This is a genomic window from Leucothrix mucor DSM 2157 (assembly GCF_000419525.1).
Taxonomy (GTDB): domain Bacteria; phylum Pseudomonadota; class Gammaproteobacteria; order Thiotrichales; family Thiotrichaceae; genus Leucothrix; species Leucothrix mucor.
Genome location: NZ_ATTE01000001.1, coordinates 1,034,878 through 1,050,482 on the forward strand (window position 1 = coordinate 1,034,878; position 15,605 = coordinate 1,050,482).

A 15,605-nucleotide genomic window follows, 5' to 3' on the forward strand; every position below is an offset into this window, starting at 1 on the left:
TGTTAAGCACGCTTTTAAACCCTAAACGTAAACCCTCAATGTAAATGTCGGGCGCTTGGTGCGCCCATATAAACGGAACACAGATATGAGCACATCAGAAATTTCAGCCGCTTATTACAAAGGCAATAAAGAGTTTAAAGTCGAAAAGATTATGGCTGCTGGCCCACAAGCCAATGAAGTCCAAATTGAAGTGGCCTATTGCGGTATTTGCGGCACCGATCTGCACGCCTTTCATGGCAGTATGGATGCGCGCATTGGCCTCAACCGTATTATCGGGCATGAAATGTCGGGCGTGATTGCAGCGATCGGTGATGAGGTGACGGATTTAAAAGTAGGGCAGCATGTGGTTGTGCGTCCACTGGACCATTGCGGCGATTGTCCTGCCTGCAATGCGGGTCATATTCATATCTGTCATAACTTGAAATTTTTAGGGCTGGATACCGATGGCGCATTCCAGCAGTTGTGGAGCGTGCCTGCGCATACCGTGCATGTATTACCGGATAGCTTATCGTTGGCGCATGCGGCTTTAGTCGAGCCGGTCTCCGTGGCTTGTCATGATGTGCGCCGTAGCCGCGTACAGCCGGGTGAAGATGTCTTGGTTATCGGTGGCGGCCCAATCGGTATGCTGGTTGGAATGGTGGCACAGCAAGCGGGCGGCAAAGTGGTGATCTCTGAAGTCAGCCCTGCGCGCTTGGCCATTGCCAAAAAGCTTGGCTTTGAAACCATCAATCCTAGAGAGGAAACGCTGGGCGAACGCATTATGGAAATCACTGCTGATAAAGGGGCGGATGTGATTTTCGAAGTCTCAGGTACTCAAGCCGGTGTCGATGCGATGACCGATGCAGCAGCTTGTCGGGCGCGTATCGTTATGGTCGCGATCCATGCGCAAAAGCCAGTCGTTGATATGTTCCGCTTTTTCTGGCGCGAGCTGGAGCTGCTGGGTGCGCGAGTTTATGCCCCGGAAGACTACGAAAAAGCGATCGAGTTAGTCACTTCCGGCGGGATTGATGCCGAGACCATGATTACGCATATTGGTACACTGGAAACAATCCAGTCCTCCTTCGAAGCGCTGGAGAACAATCCAACGGCAATGAAAAGCCTGATTAAACTTAAAGCGGACTAAATTCATGAGTACTGTATATGATTTAAGCGGCCAGACAGCTCTGGTTACCGGTTGCAAACGCGGAATAGGCAAAGCCATGGCGGTGGCGCTGGCAGAGGCTGGCGCAGACATTATCGGCGTGAGTGCCTCGCTGGAAAGTGAGGGTAGCGATGTTGAAAAAGCGGTAACCGCAATGGGTCGTAAATTCACGGCGTATCGCTGCGATTTTTCTGACCGCGCTGCACTCAGAGCCTTTACTGCGCAGCTTGAAGCCGATGGCCACAAGCCAGACATTCTCATCAATAACGCGGGCACTATTAAGCGCGCACCGGCTGCCGAGCATGCCGATGAACTGTGGGATGAAGTGATCGAAGTTAATCTGTCTTCGCAGTTTGTGCTGAGCCGTGAAATCGGTCGCGGCATGGTTGAGCGCGGGCGTGGCAAGATTGTTTTTACTGCCTCGCTACTTACCTTCCAAGGTGGCATTACGGTGCCAGGCTATGCCGCTTCTAAAGGCGGCATCGGCCAGTTGACCAAAGCACTAGCTAATGAGTGGGCGTCTAAAGGCGTAAATGTGAACGCCATTGCGCCGGGTTATATCGAAACCGATAACACCCAAGCCTTGCAGGAAGATAAAGCGCGCTATACGTCTATCTTAGAGCGCATTCCCGCAGGCCGTTGGGGTAAGCCGGAAGACTTTGCAGGGCCGGTATTGTTCTTATCATCTTCCGCCTCTGACTATGTGCACGGTACTGTGCTCACCGTCGATGGCGGTTGGATGGGGCGCTAATCTTGCGCTGGTATTAGCTAACTAAGTTACACCGCTTTGCGGGCTGATTCCCAGCTCGCAGGGTTTTGATCGAAAGTGGTTATGGAGGAAAATCAGATGAAACCATTAAAACTGTTACAGGGTATTGCTGTGTCTGTCGTGGCATTTGGCTTTGCAGCCTCAGTTCAGGCAGCCGATGTGTTTAAGTTTGCCCATGTTTATGAGATCGACCATCCGCTACATAAAAGCGCCGTGATGGCGGCTGAAGAAATTGCCAAGCTGACCGATGGGCGCGTTGAAATCAAAGTGTATCCATCCTCATCGCTTGGTAAAGAAACGGCGCTAAACGAAGGTTTGTCACTGGGGACTGTCGACATTATTTTCACCGGTGGTGGCTTCGCGGGGTCGACTTACGGACCCATTTCAATGTCGGATTATCCTTTCACACTTCGCGGCGTGGAGCATTGGAAAAGCTACCGGGACTCTGACTTATTTAAAGAAATGGCCGCAGGCTATAAAGATGCCACGGGTGATATGGCCGAAGTAGCAGCCTTTAGTTATTACGGCGCACGCCATGTGACGGCGAATAAGGCGATCCTAAAGCCGGAAGATATGAAAAATCTTAAAATTCGCGTACCCAATGCCCCATCGTATGTGCTGTTCCCGAAAGCTGTGGGTGCTAATCCAACACCAATGGCATTTTCAGAAGTGTATCTAGCGCTGCAACAAGGTGTGGTGGATGCGCAGGAAAACCCTCTGACCACAATTCAGGCGAAGAAGTTTTACGAAGTACAGTCCGATATTAGCCTGACCGGCCACATCAGCAACTCAATACTGACACTGGTTTCGAGCATGAAACTGAAAAAGCTGAGCGATGAAGATCGCGCCGCGCTGTTGGGTGTATTGAAGTCTACCGCTGCTTGGTCATCTGATCAGATCATTCAAGCTGAGCAAGAGCTGGCCGAGTGGTTCCGTGAGAAAGGCATTACCGTTAGCGAAGTTGACCGTGCCCCATTTATGGCTATGGTAAAGCCCGCGCTAACTGAAAAAGGTATGCCATTCACACCAGAAATGTACGAGCGCTTACAGGCACTTCCTGGTAACTAAGCAATGCCTTGAAACACGGCCCTTTCTGTACTGTGGTGCGGGAAGGGCTTGATTACCAGTGCTTGATTGTTAGTACTTGATTAGGTGTAAACACTTCCACTTCATGAGGGCACACCATGTCCAATAATCCCGACACGCATGAGCAGCAGTTAGCCGCTGAGATTGAAGAAGTCACCGATGATATTTCAGACTTCAGATGGTTTGATGTGCCGATCCTCATTATTTTCTGGGTATTGTTTGGGATTGTCGCCTTGCAGTTTTTTACCCGTTACGTACTCAACGATAGCTTGGGTTGGACTGAGGAGATTGCCCGTTATTTCCTGATCTTTTTAGGCTTTGTTGGCTCGGTGGGGTGTGTACGTAAAGGCAAACACATTTTCTTAGAATTCTTTTATCGCTACTTGCCAGACTCTTTTATTAAACCGATTGCACTGCTGGTTGAGCTAATCGTTGCCGGATTTTTTGGCTACACCGCTTACCTGTGCGTCGAGCTGGCGCAGCGCACCTCGCAAAACATGGTGTCGGTTCCACTGCCTAAAAGCCTGATCTATTACACCGTGATGTTGGCTTGCGCTTTTATGGCCTTCTTTGCCGTACTCAATTTCATCCGCATGGCGAAAACCTCAGCCGATGCCGTGTATGCCGAAAAGCTCGGCGCTAACAGCGAATCCATTTAAGAGAACTCATCATGGCATTAAGCATACTATTTATACTGCTGGTTCTGTTCCTGATTATGGGCGTACCGGTTGCGGTTTCCTTGGCCTTGTCATCACTGGTTTATATTCTGATTGATGGCCTGCCAAGCGTGGTGCTGATTCATAATATGATCAATGGCATCGACAGCTTTCCGTTATTGGCGATTCCATTTTTTATACTGGCCGGTCACCTGATGAACACGGCGGGAATCACTAACAAGATCTTCGCCTTTGCCCGCGCTTTAGTCGGTTGGATGCATGGCGGACTCGGTCATGTGAATGTGGGCGCCAGCGTCATCTTTGCGGGGATGTCGGGCGCAGCCGTGGCCGATGCCGGTGGCTTGGGCAATATCGAAATCAAAGCCATGCGCGATGCCGGATACGATACCGATTTCTCTGTGGGCATTACCGCCGCATCCTCAACCATTGGCCCGATTATTCCACCCTCATTACCCTTGGTGATTTATGGCGTGATGGCGTCGGTTTCGATTGGTGAGCTATTTGCGGCTGGCTTAATTCCGGGGCTGCTCATGGCGGTTTCGCTAATGATTATGGTGGCGTGGTTTGCTAAAAAGCGTAACTACCCACGCGATAATCGCTTTGAAATCGTGCGCCTTTGGGTCACCTTTAAGCAGGCATTTTTTCCATTACTCACGCCGGCCATAATCATCGGTGGCATTACCACGGGCGTGTTTACACCCACAGAATCCGCCGTGGCTGCGGTGACTTATGCCTTGTTTTTAGGGCTGGTGGTGTATCGCACACTGAGCTGGAAGCATATCGTGCGGGTGTCTTTAGATACCATTGAAACCAGTGCCGCGATTTTGATGATTGTCTCCAGTGCTGCGATCTTCGCCTGGATACTGACAGCCAATCAAGTCGCGACGCATTTGGGGACTTTCCTGCTGGGCTTATCCGACAATAAATACGTACTGCTGATGATCATTATGGTGCTGGTGTTATTGATCGGCATGTTTATGGAAACCATTGCGGCGATTACCATTTTGGTTCCGGTACTAGTGCCGATTGCTAATACCGTGGGCATTGATCTGGTGCACTTGGGAATCATCATCATACTGAATTTGATGTTGGGGCTACTCACGCCACCGGTGGGGATGGTGCTGTATGTGCTCTCGGAGGTTTCTGGCGTCAAGTTTGAACGCTGCGTCACTGCCACCATGCCATTTTTGATTCCACTGGTGATTGTGTTATTGCTGATCACTTTTATACCGGCCATTGCCTTATGGTTGCCGGAAATGATCTATCGCTAAACGGTGCGTTTTGATTATCAATAAATCGAGGAAAGTGATTCCCGTTATCCTGTATTGTGTTGTGTGCTGAAGGGAATATGATACGCCCCATACCAATGATCCAGCTGTGAGATGTCCGGCTGGATTAACGTGAAATCACACACTAAAACAATATTCCTATAAGCAGGACGGTTACAAAATGAATTTAACAGAAATGGCAAACTTTCGTTATTCTACAAAAGAATTTATCGCGGATAAGAAAGTCTCTGATGAAGACTTCCAGCAGATCAAAAACCTGATGCGCATGAGTGCTTCTAGTGTAAACGGTCAGCCATGGCACTTCATTATTGCTAATACTGATGAAGGCAAAAGCCGCATCAGCAAAGGCACGCAGGGCATGTTTATTTTCAATGAAGCTAAAGTATTAAATGCCTCTCACGTGATTCTGTTTTGCGTAAAAACGGACCTGACGGATGACTACTTAGAGCACCTGTTGGACGTTGAAGACCAAGACGGTCGTTATGCGGCACAAGAGCATAAAGACATGATGGCTGGCGGCCGTAAGATGTTTGCTGACATCCACCGCAATGACTTAAATGACGTGCGCCATTGGAATGAAAAGCAGTTATACCTGAACATGGGTACTGTACTGTTGGGCGCTGCTTCACTGGGTATCGATGCGGTTCCTATGGAAGGTATTGATGCAGCGGCGTTGGACGCCGAGTTTGGCCTATGTGAGAAAGGTTTGGCTGCCTCTGCGATTATTTCGCTGGGCTACCGCACTGAGACAGACTTCAATGCAAACCTGCCAAAATCAAGACTGCCTGAAGATGAGATCTTCACAGTATTGTAAGGATGAGATCGGACAGCTGCGGCTTGGATAGCGCGCTGTTTTGAGATAGAAAAGGAGGCTCTTCGGGGTCTCCTTTTTTTTGTCTGTGATTTGCCGAAGGATGGTTGATAGACTGGCGTTTTCCCAATTTAGGTGAGCTGCAGTGCTTAAAGGTAGTTTGGTGAGATTCAGTTCTTTTTACTTCATCGTATTTGTTATGTTTTTCTTTATCGAGGTACTGATCGCGCTGTTTGTCAGAGATGCTTTTGTTCGCCCGTATCTGGGTGACACCTTTGTTGTTATTGTGATTTATTGCTTCGTCTTGTCGTTCTTAAACACGCCGGTGTACCCCACCATCATCGCGGTACTATTGTTTTCATATGGTGTTGAGATCATGCAATATTTCAAACTGGTCGAGTTGCTGGGCTTGTCTGAGTATCCACTTGCCCGAACCGTTATCGGCACTTCCTTTGCATGGGGTGATATGGTTGCTTACACGGCGGGTGCGCTGCTTATTGGATTATTTGAGCGCTATCGCTTAGGCAAATCACTTTCTTAAGACCGACATAACAGGGTAAGGGTTAGCGTTTAATGATATTAGCTGTAGATGTAGATTATCGTGAAAATAAGGCTGTAGTCGCCGGCGTGTGCTTTGAACATTGGAGCGATGAAAGCCCGTTGCTTGTGGTTCGCACCGACGTCGCTGACGTTGAGCCTTATGAGCCAGGCTTCTTTTATAAAAGGGAGCTGCCTTGCATTCTTAAGCTGATTGAAGCGCATGAGCTGAGCCCGGATCTAATCGTGGTAGATGGTTTCGTTGTGCTTGGCGATGACTCGAAGCCGGGCTTAGGCATGCACTTGTACAATGCGCTCAAAGGCAAAATCCCAATTTTAGGTGTCGCGAAACGGCGATTTAAAGATACTGAAACCACCGCAGAAGTCTTCAGAGGGGAAAGTAAAAATCCGCTCTACGTCACCACTGCCGGAATCGATGACGAGATCGCAAGAGGTTTTATCCAGACAATGCACGGCCAGCACAGAATACCAACGCTGTTAAAGCTGGTCGATTCTGAATGCAGAGCAATGTAACAGGGCGTTATCGCCGATGAGGTTTCCATGAAATTTGCAGTACTGTCTGATATTCATAGCAATGTGTTTGCACTGGAGGTTGTGATCGCGGATGCACAAAAGCACTCCGTTGATTTGATGGTGAACCTTGGCGATATTCTTTATGGGCCTATCGCACCGAAAGCAACTTATGACCTCTTAATGCAATATGAAATGGTCACCATTTGCGGGAACCAAGACCGTCAAATATTTGAAGCGGATGCCGAGGAAATCGCCTCAAATCCAACCATGAAATTTATCATCGACGACCTTGGCGATGAGCCAATTGCATGGATGAAATCATTGCCGTTTGATGTTCAGCTAAGCCCTGATGTGTATCTGTGTCATGGCACGCCTGACAGTGACTTAATCTATCTGCTTGAAAATGTGGAGCTTGGCTATGCTTGTTTACGCGCTGATAGCGACATAATAAAACTGCTAAAGGGTCAACGTTCTCAGCTTATCTGTTGTGGTCATACGCATACTCCCCGAACGGTTTCTTTAACGACAGGGCAGACAATTATCAATCCCGGAAGTGTCGGCTTGCAGGCATATACTGATGACGAGCCAACTGTTCATTCAATGGAAAATTACACGTCGATGGCGTCGTATTCTATCGTTGAGAAAGCTGGGGATGATTGGAATATTGAGCAGGTAAGAGTTCCTTATGATGTGGAGCCTGCGGTTGCGGAGTGTGAAAAGCGGGATAGGCTGGACTGGGTACATTTTCTTAGGACTGGGCGAGGGGTGTAGAGCGCAGTTTTGATAAGGAAAGGGAGACTTTTTTGGAGCTCTTTTTTGTCTGTGATTTGGTGGAAAATGGTTGATTATGTTTAAGCTTTGGCTATTCTGACTTCAGATTATATATGACTTTTTAGGTTAACGAACATGGACTTTTGTTTAACACACTACGATATCGGGTACACGGCTTTGGTGAAATATGAGTAAAACTATCGATTTTGAGATACAGGATAATAGCTTACTCTTAGTTTACCGCCCGCGCGATGGGACTGATTGGTTAAAAGAAAAACTCACTGGTACACATACATACACTATTAAAAAGACGTTCACGGTACGTCGGAAAAATATTTCAGAACCATTAAAAAAACAGGATGGCAGGGCTCTTTTAGAATCCAGTGAATTTTTGATTAAATTCAGGCTTGCTAAGCTAGTTGGAAATTATTGGAATTTCGACAAAGAGGTTCTTGGTATACCTCTTGAGCTTCGAATTCATAGCTCACTGAATTTAAATGTTAAATATTTTATAGCGGTTAACGATATATCAGTGTTTTATCGAATTTCTGAGCTGGTCGAAAGTAAGTCTTTGACTATTGGTGGTGAGACTGGGGATGAAGAATGGTTGTCTGAGGATGATTTTAATCACTTGGTTTCAACATTTCCTAATAGCTATGAGCTTAAGAAGTATGCAAATGCGCGCATGTCATCAGTTTTACGAGAACGTTTTCAGATGAAGCGAGATGATGAGGCGTTGTATCATAAGTATATTAACAATAAGACTGCCGCGCGTCGTAGGTCTAATGCTTTTTTCGGGATAGAAAAATACGAATATGAGAAATATAAAGATCTACACTCTCATTTAATAAAAATGCTTGAGGACGAAAATCAATATAGCGAAAGAGAGTGGCAAAATGAGATAGTACAATTCATCCTTCTTCTTTTCCCTAAATACCTATATGCCTTTACAGAAGCACCGGTACTAGATGGTCAGTATGAAAAAGTAAGATCCTTGGACTTTCTCTTGATCGATTTCTCTGGAAATACAGATATTGTTGAGATTAAAAAGCCTTTCGAGAAAGGTCTCGTCACTCAATCAGGCTATCGTGACAACTACATACCTCGTCGAGAGCTCTCTGGTACAGTCATGCAGATTGAAAAATATATCTTTCACCTCATGAAGTCGGGAAGGGCTGGGGAGAAAAAGTTGAATGATAAGTATGGCAATGACGTTCACGATGGATTTAAAATAAGAATAACTAATCCTAAAGGTATGATTATTTCTGGGCGAACAAATAACCTTTCAGAAAATCAAATGAATGATTTCGAAGTGGTAAAGAGGAAGTACAATAATATTGTGGATATTCTTTCATATGATGATTTACTCAATCGTCTTGAGCATATCATTAACCGTCTAAGCCAAAAAATGTAACAAAGCTCGCTCTCGACTGTATATCCGCTGTGAATCAAGTGGACGCTCCTATTTATAGAATCTCAGTGCACGCTTGTAAATGGTTAGAGCGGGCTCTCCGAGCCTGAAGAAGTTAGCCAAACCACGGAGAAACCATGGGCTACGACCTACACATAACCCGCAAAAAATATTGGGCAGACGAAGAGGATGAAGGATCAATCTCGCTCTCCGAATGGAGCGCTCAAGTAGAAAACGACCCCGAACTCATCCAAGACCCAGACAACCCCGGAGAAAACAATTATCTATACCTAAGAGAATCTGGAAATTGGCCACTATGGTATAGCCCCGAGTCGGGAGAAATTAACACCAAAAATCCAGACACTGATGTCATCCAAAAGCTAGTTTGCATTGCCAATTCATTGGGTGCCAAAGTTCAGGGCGACGACGGTGAGTTATACGACCTAAACGGCAATATAATCTCCGATCAACCCAGCAAACCAACATCGCCAAATGCCTCAGCCAAAAAGCCGTGGTGGAAAATTTGGTGATGGCTGATAAAGCCGCCGCCGTATCCGCTCACACCGTCAATTCCACCACCACAGCCCCATACTCCAGCTCAACCACCATCACACGCCCAGCGTCAGAATGCAGCAGCAAAAATTCACCATCACCGCGACAGGTCAATTCCTCACCTTTCGGGTAAGGAATCTTTAACAAAAGGGTGGGAACATTCGCCTCAGTATAAGCATAAACACTCAAGTGATTACTCGTCTCCGATTCAGACCCGATGACCAGCCAATCCGCAAATACCCGCAGCTGTTGGCAGCTTCCTTCATTGATAGGGTGATATTCATTTTCATTACTTGGATAGAATACAAACGAGGTCATGTCGGTCGATACCAGCAGCAGTTTTCCGGAGCTACTCATATCAGCAGGAATGTCGCTGAGTGTGGCTTGCCCCAAAGGCGTGCGCTCTTTTAAGAATAAATCAGGGAGTCGGTATTTCCATAATTCATTATTGGTGTCGCTTTGCACCAAAAAGCTAAAGCAGGCTGGGTCACGACGTATAAGGGTGACGTCACCTTTTAAATCGCCGAGTGACCATAACGAGACCATCGAGGGTTGTTGCAAATCCAATACCCAGAGGCGGTCTGCCTTGGCGACAATCCAGCTCAAACCATCATAATTATCAGCCCAGGTATCGAGCTTGGTTTGCTGCCAGTAGGTTGTTGAACGTGTCACCAAATCAAACACAGCGACAACTTGGAAGCCTTCATGCATTGCCACCAGCAATGCCTGATAACCCTGATCCGACATCACAATATCATGGCAAATATCCGCATAGCTAGCCAGTAATTCTCCCTGCGCTGAGCGATGCTCCACACCGGCCTCACCAAACGCAAGCAATAACGATCCATCCGCTAAGCGCTGACAGTCCAATATCTGACGACCAAAACAGGCGGATAGCGCATATTTGACTGGCTGTGTCTGGGTGCGCAGAGGCTGTTTTGAGTTGGATTCGCTAATGTTTATACGCGACACATCGGTCCGTAATACGTGATCATCGGCTAAGGTGATCAGTCGATTCCAGCGGCTATTGTCATGATGTATCCAGCCTTTTGCCACATCGCGTAGATAAGGGCGCACGGCCATTGACGCTAAGGATTTGGCGACTGAATTCGTTGGGTACTGGTTGAGTTCGTCAATGAGTTGTAGACGCTGCGCCGCGCTGCTACTGCTGTCATCGCGAAACAGCTGTTGAATGGCGGGTATGTACTCATCTTCGCCGTCTTGATCATAGAGTGCGAGCTTCAACTGGTGTCGAGTCCCCAAGCTGCCACCTAGCGCGGCACTCTCTTTTAACCACGCCAAAACGGCGGGGCGTTTCTCCATCACGGGCCAGCCAATTTCCACCGCCGTTTCCAGATTACCCGATGCATAGTGCATGTCTGCGAGCATCCAGCGGAGTTGATCGGCTTCTGCTTTATGCGAGGCTGAGAGTAGGGTGATCGCTTCTTCATAGCGGTTGGAGATGCGTGCTATCTGTATGGCACGCTTCCAATCATCGGCCAGTATCCATTGGCGAATGATACGCGCAGGCTCGACCTGATGACCTTCGGCAATTTGAGCGGCCATTAAGTACTTTTTGTGCTTTTCAAGATAGCTAATCGCTTGATCAATTTCTTGCAGCAAGTCGACTAACACAAAGGCCGCTTCTTCGATTCGGCCTTCTGCATCGAGTTTATCAAAGGCTTTTTGATAGGTGTGTTTGAGCATGTTGAGGACTTGCTCATCCAGAGAAATAGATTGGCCACCCTGACTTTGTTGCAGGCTAATACTCAACTCAGAACGCGGCATAAATCGCCCGGTAAAAGGATGATCGATGCTATCCAGTGCATCCTTCATGCTGCCTATTGGAATCGCGCGTTTTAAGGCTTCTTCGAGATTGCCATCTTGAAATTTTTGGAGGGTATCTTCGATGAATTTTGCCTGAGCCTTGCCAATGGCATCCGCTAAAGGGCTGCGCATGAGGAGTCTCGATAAGCCCGCTTTGAGCTTATTGAGTACACTGCCGCCAGTTTTAGCAGTGCCATAATCGGAATATTTTGACGGCTTAGCATCTCTGGCGGCAGTCGTTTTCTGCTTTAAATCCTCCAGCACTTGTTGTAATTCGGCGCTGGGTTTTAGGTCTTCTTTATCAACGATTTCGCTGGTGCTGGTCTTCTTACCAAAGCTGATAGACTTAGGCTTGTCGGGGATCACAGGGGCGTGTGCCGCTAAAACAACGCACTCATAGTCACCGGCTTCAAACCATTGGGCCGGGTCATATTGGTTTTGGTTGTTTAGGGCCGTGTGATGCCATTCACCACGATAGAGTAATCGCAGTTGCTTCGCCGCGCTTTTGCTAGCAGTTGCTGCTGAGGTGTTGTTTCGAAGGCGATTGGATAAGGTCGAGCCTTGTTTTATCAGCGCCGCGCCAGTGGTTTGGCTGACTTGCTGAAAGCGGGCGGTGGGTTGAACCAGCACATAGCCAATTTCAAGTTGATACAGCGCTGAGCCATCCTCCCAAAGCGTCAGAATCCGTTGGCGAATATCTGCCTCTTTAAGAAAGTCATTCGCAAAAAAGTAGCCATGTACTTCATAAAATCCTGACAGCGCTGAGCGATCTAATTCGTCACTCTTTTGTTCAATGCTTGCGGTCATGCGTTTAAGTCCCACGAAGTCATTTCCTTTCGGGTGCTTATCTCAATGGTCTTTAACAGACCTTTTTCCGTTTGATAATGCAAATAGGGCCTTTGAGGGTTTAGCTCAGCCCTAACACACGGTTCTGGTAGGACGTAGATGACCTCATTGTAGTCATCCCCAATCAGGGTGAAGGTTTGCCGATCTTGTTTGTTCATGCACACCAGTGCTGATTGATGAACCACGGCTTTTGGATCAGTCAAACGATGCAGTCCTATGACTTGGAGTTCGGGCGAGACGATTACCGAAATAAAGTCCTCGACACCTGGGTAGCGAATATTCCATTCCGTCTCAGAGACTCTGAACGCCACTCGTCCCCCATCCTTCAGGTTCCAACTGGTTTGGTCGATGAATACTTCAGGTTTACTGCGTTGTACCTGAGTTTGCAGGGGGGCGTGCTTTATCCATTTAAAGTTAGATTGACCTTCAGCGCCCCAATGCAGGCTGAGCGTTCTTTGCTTGGGGTCTAAATCAATGTAGTAGAAATAATTCCCGTTATAGCCAAAGGCATAGACTGACTTGGCGACGGTTTCCACGCTGCAGATATCCTCTGAAAACCGCAGGCATCGCAGATTGCGTTTAGCATCGACCAACAAGATCAGCTCCGTTTTGATGATTACGGCCATGCTTGGCAGCTGGTCATTCAATTGAATATCGTGGGATTTTTTATAGCGCTTGTGTTTAAACTGAGGGGGAAACCCTTGTAAAAAATACTCGTCACTGGTCGCCGATAAAATATAGGTGCCTCGCTTATTAACGTACACGCCCAGTATGGTGGTTTGCTTTGCAATTGGCAGCTGCGTACTGGGGTTGCGCGTGAGTATTTTGAAGCTTTTCAGATAACGGCTTGCATTAAACAGCACCAGAATCGTGCCGGTTTGATTCAACAGCCAAGATTTTGATTGGTTAACCTGAACAGTTTCCTGCTTAAAAGGGTTATTCAATATCTGATTGCACAGCTTATCTTCGGGTAATAATAGCGTCTGTAATTGTTGGCGATGAGCGCGTCCTACCCGGACGGTAATTTTGCGTTGCTCGTCCGCCGCAGCCTGCCTATCGCCCTGAATATTTACCTGCATGAGCTGGGGAAAATCATCTAAGGGCTCGGGGGTGACGCACCACACCCGTCCATTAGCGAGTAGTGTTTGATCTAAGCCATCAAGTCGCTGTGTGAGTACCGATTTGTCGAGCAAGTCGGCTGAGCACATCTGTAACCAGTTTTCGATCAGCGCTGGAGTAATGCCTTCAAACCATTGCTGTTTAGAATCTTGGATGACGCCCCAGTGCAGTTTTGCCTGCATAGCTTCGGCGTAACGCAGTAATAAAATTAGCACCGCCAATTGCACCACACGTGGCCGACCTAACTGCTCAGGCCCACAGTCCAGCAGCACATACACCGCCTCATCATTGGTGCGTTCTCGGTGCGCTAACTTATAAAACTGATGTTCTTTAAAGGCGGCACGGCGAATGAATTCTTCCGGGAAGTCATGGTATATCGCCCATTCACTGGTGAGTAGGCGCTCGTAATTGACTAAGGAATGAATGCCTTCAATGCCGTCAGGTTCATCTTGTCCTGCCATTTCCTGAAGCGGTAAGACTTTAATGACCTTGGATAACACATTCCCCATTTGCTCTAACGGCATGCGCAAATCAGGTAGAAATGCGTGTAGCAAACTAGCCCATGAACTGATTTCATCGGGCAGTTGATGGCTTTTTTGTTGGTCACTTTCAACGGCGAACGTCGGGGCTTTTGTAGTGGTCGCTGCCAGATTGTTTTGTGTCATGGCAACGTCTCGGGGTCGATACGGCTCAGTGGTAAGGCCGCAGAGATATTGAAGCACTGGTGATGCTTGGGATCAATCGCATACTGGCCCGTGCCAAATAGCGTTGCGACCGCACTGGCAATCAAGGCTATCGGTAAGGAGGGCGATAAGGTTGTCGGCAGGTAGAGATTAGTGACGCCACTTGCCTGACCTAAATACAGTGCACCGGGAATCCAAGGGAGATCCTGATTAGCGCCCAGCAGTACAGCCACATCGCTTCCATGCGCTAGCTTCAAGCGAGCTTTTTGCTCTGGTGTAAAGCTTGCGAGCTTTGCTTTAAATAGAGGGTACTCTGCGGCATAAATCAGTAAGCCACTGGCGGGCAAAGGCTGCTGGGAGGGTTTCCACACAATATCCGACAGCTTCACGCAACCGTTCCTAACGCCACCAATAAGGCTTCTCTTGCCTGCTTTAAGCCTTCGGGTAAGGTCTCCAGAGAGAACTGTGTGTCGATCTCACGGCCCAGTGCTTCCAGCGCTAAGGTGTCTCTTTCTCCCACGGGTTGCGCTAGTAGTGCGTTGACCGCAGTTTGCAATTGCTGCGAGCGCGCCAGTGGGCCTTTGGAGGCATGTTCAGCGGCGGCGGTTAATGTTTCATTTTGCGAGGTGGCGAAGGTGTCTTTTAATAAATCACGTGCTGTTTGCTGAGCGTGTTCATCACCCACCACATACAACAACGGCCATAAATCTTGTGTCGTCGGATTATCGCGTCCATCTAATATGGCAGCGGCGGCAATCAAGCGCTGGGCTTTAATAATGCGGCGGTCAGATAGCAGAATATTGGCTTTACGCAATAGGCGAATGCAGTCAGCGAGTGGTCTGATAATCCCGCTCATATCCGCTTGGCGACAAGCAGCCGTGAGTTGATCCAGATGGCTAAGTTCGATTTTTTCAATGGCCGTTTTATACTGATACTGCCAACCGTTTTCCAGCAAGCTTTCCAACTGTGAGTCTGGCACATTATCGACAAAATAGTGTACGAGGAAGCGATCTGCAAATGCCGCCAATGAATCATCTTGTGGTAAATGGTTAGACGCTGCCACGCAAATTCGCAGCGGGCATTTCAATTGCGTTTGGCCACGCCTGAAAGTTCTTTCGTTGAGAATCCCTAGCAGCGCATTCAAGATTGCGGTTGAGCCCAGAAACACTTCGTCCAAAAAGACAATGTCAGCTTCTGGCAGCATGTTTTTGGTGGAGGTTTCGACGATGCCATCTTTCAGTTTTTGTAGGTCAATTGGCCCGAATAACTCGCTGGGCTCAGTGAAGCGGCCCAGCAAGTATTCAAAGTATTGGCTATCAAACATGTCAGAGACGGCACGGACCACCGCGCTCTTTCCCGTACCTGGTGGGCCGATGATAAGTAGATGCTCTTCTGCAACACAAGAAAGGAGAATGAGATCGACTAAGGTTTCACGGTCCACTAAGCCTGCGGAGGCTTGTTGTGCGGAGTGCTTGATATGCTGAGCAGTTTCTTTTAAAGATGGCATGGGTGCCTCTATGGCTTATTTTTTGCTGTATTTTACACGCAGGCC

Annotated in this window: 15 protein-coding genes; 11 read left to right on the forward strand and 4 right to left on the reverse strand. The window is 47.8% G+C overall.

Features of this window, described 5'->3' with window-relative positions:
• Positions 1-85: 85 nt before the first annotated feature.
• The 11 genes from LEUMU_RS0104540 to LEUMU_RS0104590 all read left to right on the forward strand — a co-directional run bounded on the left by LEUMU_RS0104540 (position 86) and on the right by LEUMU_RS0104590 (position 9,556).
• The gene (locus LEUMU_RS0104540; protein ID WP_022951089.1) at positions 86-1,123 is read left to right on the forward strand and encodes a (R,R)-butanediol dehydrogenase; all 1,038 of its coding nucleotides are present in this window, start codon (positions 86-88) and stop codon (positions 1,121-1,123) included.
• A gap of 4 nt (positions 1,124-1,127) precedes the next feature.
• Positions 1,128-1,892 carry an SDR family oxidoreductase gene (locus tag LEUMU_RS0104545; protein WP_022951090.1) on the forward strand — a complete coding sequence of 255 codons (765 nt, stop codon included), beginning with the start codon at positions 1,128-1,130 and terminating at the stop codon, positions 1,890-1,892.
• A gap of 96 nt (positions 1,893-1,988) precedes the next feature.
• The gene (locus LEUMU_RS0104550; RefSeq protein ID WP_022951091.1) at positions 1,989-2,978 is read left to right on the forward strand and encodes a sialic acid TRAP transporter substrate-binding protein SiaP; all 990 of its coding nucleotides are present in this window, start codon (positions 1,989-1,991) and stop codon (positions 2,976-2,978) included.
• Between the two features lie 116 nt (positions 2,979-3,094).
• Positions 3,095-3,655, forward strand: coding sequence for a TRAP transporter small permease (locus LEUMU_RS24675; RefSeq protein ID WP_022951092.1), 561 nt, complete (start codon positions 3,095-3,097; stop codon positions 3,653-3,655).
• A gap of 11 nt (positions 3,656-3,666) precedes the next feature.
• Entirely contained in the window at positions 3,667-4,944 is a 1,278-nt protein-coding gene (locus LEUMU_RS0104560) for a TRAP transporter large permease (protein WP_022951093.1), read from the forward strand.
• A gap of 178 nt (positions 4,945-5,122) precedes the next feature.
• Complete coding sequence (nfsB, locus tag LEUMU_RS0104565) at positions 5,123-5,776, forward strand: oxygen-insensitive NAD(P)H nitroreductase (protein WP_022951094.1); 654 nt, start codon at positions 5,123-5,125, stop codon at positions 5,774-5,776.
• 160 nt (positions 5,777-5,936) lie between these two features.
• Positions 5,937-6,314: a ribosomal maturation YjgA family protein gene (locus tag LEUMU_RS0104570; RefSeq protein ID WP_084708184.1), complete on the forward strand. Its 378-nt coding sequence runs from the start codon at positions 5,937-5,939 to the stop codon at positions 6,312-6,314.
• 32 nt (positions 6,315-6,346) lie between these two features.
• Positions 6,347-6,844, forward strand: a complete 498-nt coding sequence (locus LEUMU_RS0104575; RefSeq protein ID WP_022951096.1) for an endonuclease V — start codon at positions 6,347-6,349, stop codon at positions 6,842-6,844.
• Between the two features lie 27 nt (positions 6,845-6,871).
• Positions 6,872-7,615: a metallophosphoesterase family protein gene (locus tag LEUMU_RS0104580; RefSeq protein ID WP_022951097.1), complete on the forward strand. Its 744-nt coding sequence runs from the start codon at positions 6,872-6,874 to the stop codon at positions 7,613-7,615.
• 187 nt (positions 7,616-7,802) lie between these two features.
• Positions 7,803-9,029: a Shedu immune nuclease family protein gene (locus LEUMU_RS0104585; protein ID WP_022951098.1), complete on the forward strand. Its 1,227-nt coding sequence runs from the start codon at positions 7,803-7,805 to the stop codon at positions 9,027-9,029.
• Between the two features lie 134 nt (positions 9,030-9,163).
• Positions 9,164-9,556 (forward strand): hypothetical protein, encoded by a 393-nt coding sequence (locus LEUMU_RS0104590; protein WP_022951099.1) that lies wholly within the window; start codon positions 9,164-9,166, stop codon positions 9,554-9,556.
• A 28-nt stretch (positions 9,557-9,584) separates the two neighbouring features.
• On the opposite strand, the gene LEUMU_RS0104595 is transcribed toward LEUMU_RS0104590, so the two are convergent.
• The 4 genes from LEUMU_RS0104595 to LEUMU_RS0104610 are packed head-to-tail and all read right to left on the reverse strand — an operon-like array spanning position 9,585 to position 15,560.
• Positions 9,585-12,212 (reverse strand): bpX6 domain-containing protein, encoded by a 2,628-nt coding sequence (locus LEUMU_RS0104595; RefSeq protein WP_022951100.1) that lies wholly within the window; start codon positions 12,210-12,212, stop codon positions 9,585-9,587.
• Complete coding sequence (locus LEUMU_RS0104600) at positions 12,209-14,035, reverse strand: hypothetical protein (protein ID WP_022951101.1); 1,827 nt, start codon at positions 14,033-14,035, stop codon at positions 12,209-12,211. Before LEUMU_RS0104600 ends, LEUMU_RS0104595 begins: the two co-directional genes overlap by 4 nt.
• Positions 14,032-14,442 (reverse strand): bpX5 domain-containing protein, encoded by a 411-nt coding sequence (locus LEUMU_RS0104605; RefSeq protein WP_022951102.1) that lies wholly within the window; start codon positions 14,440-14,442, stop codon positions 14,032-14,034. Before LEUMU_RS0104605 ends, LEUMU_RS0104600 begins: the two co-directional genes overlap by 4 nt.
• Positions 14,439-15,560 carry an AAA family ATPase gene (locus LEUMU_RS0104610; RefSeq protein WP_022951103.1) on the reverse strand — a complete coding sequence of 374 codons (1,122 nt, stop codon included), beginning with the start codon at positions 15,558-15,560 and terminating at the stop codon, positions 14,439-14,441. Before LEUMU_RS0104610 ends, LEUMU_RS0104605 begins: the two co-directional genes overlap by 4 nt.
• Positions 15,561-15,605 lie beyond the last annotated feature (45 nt).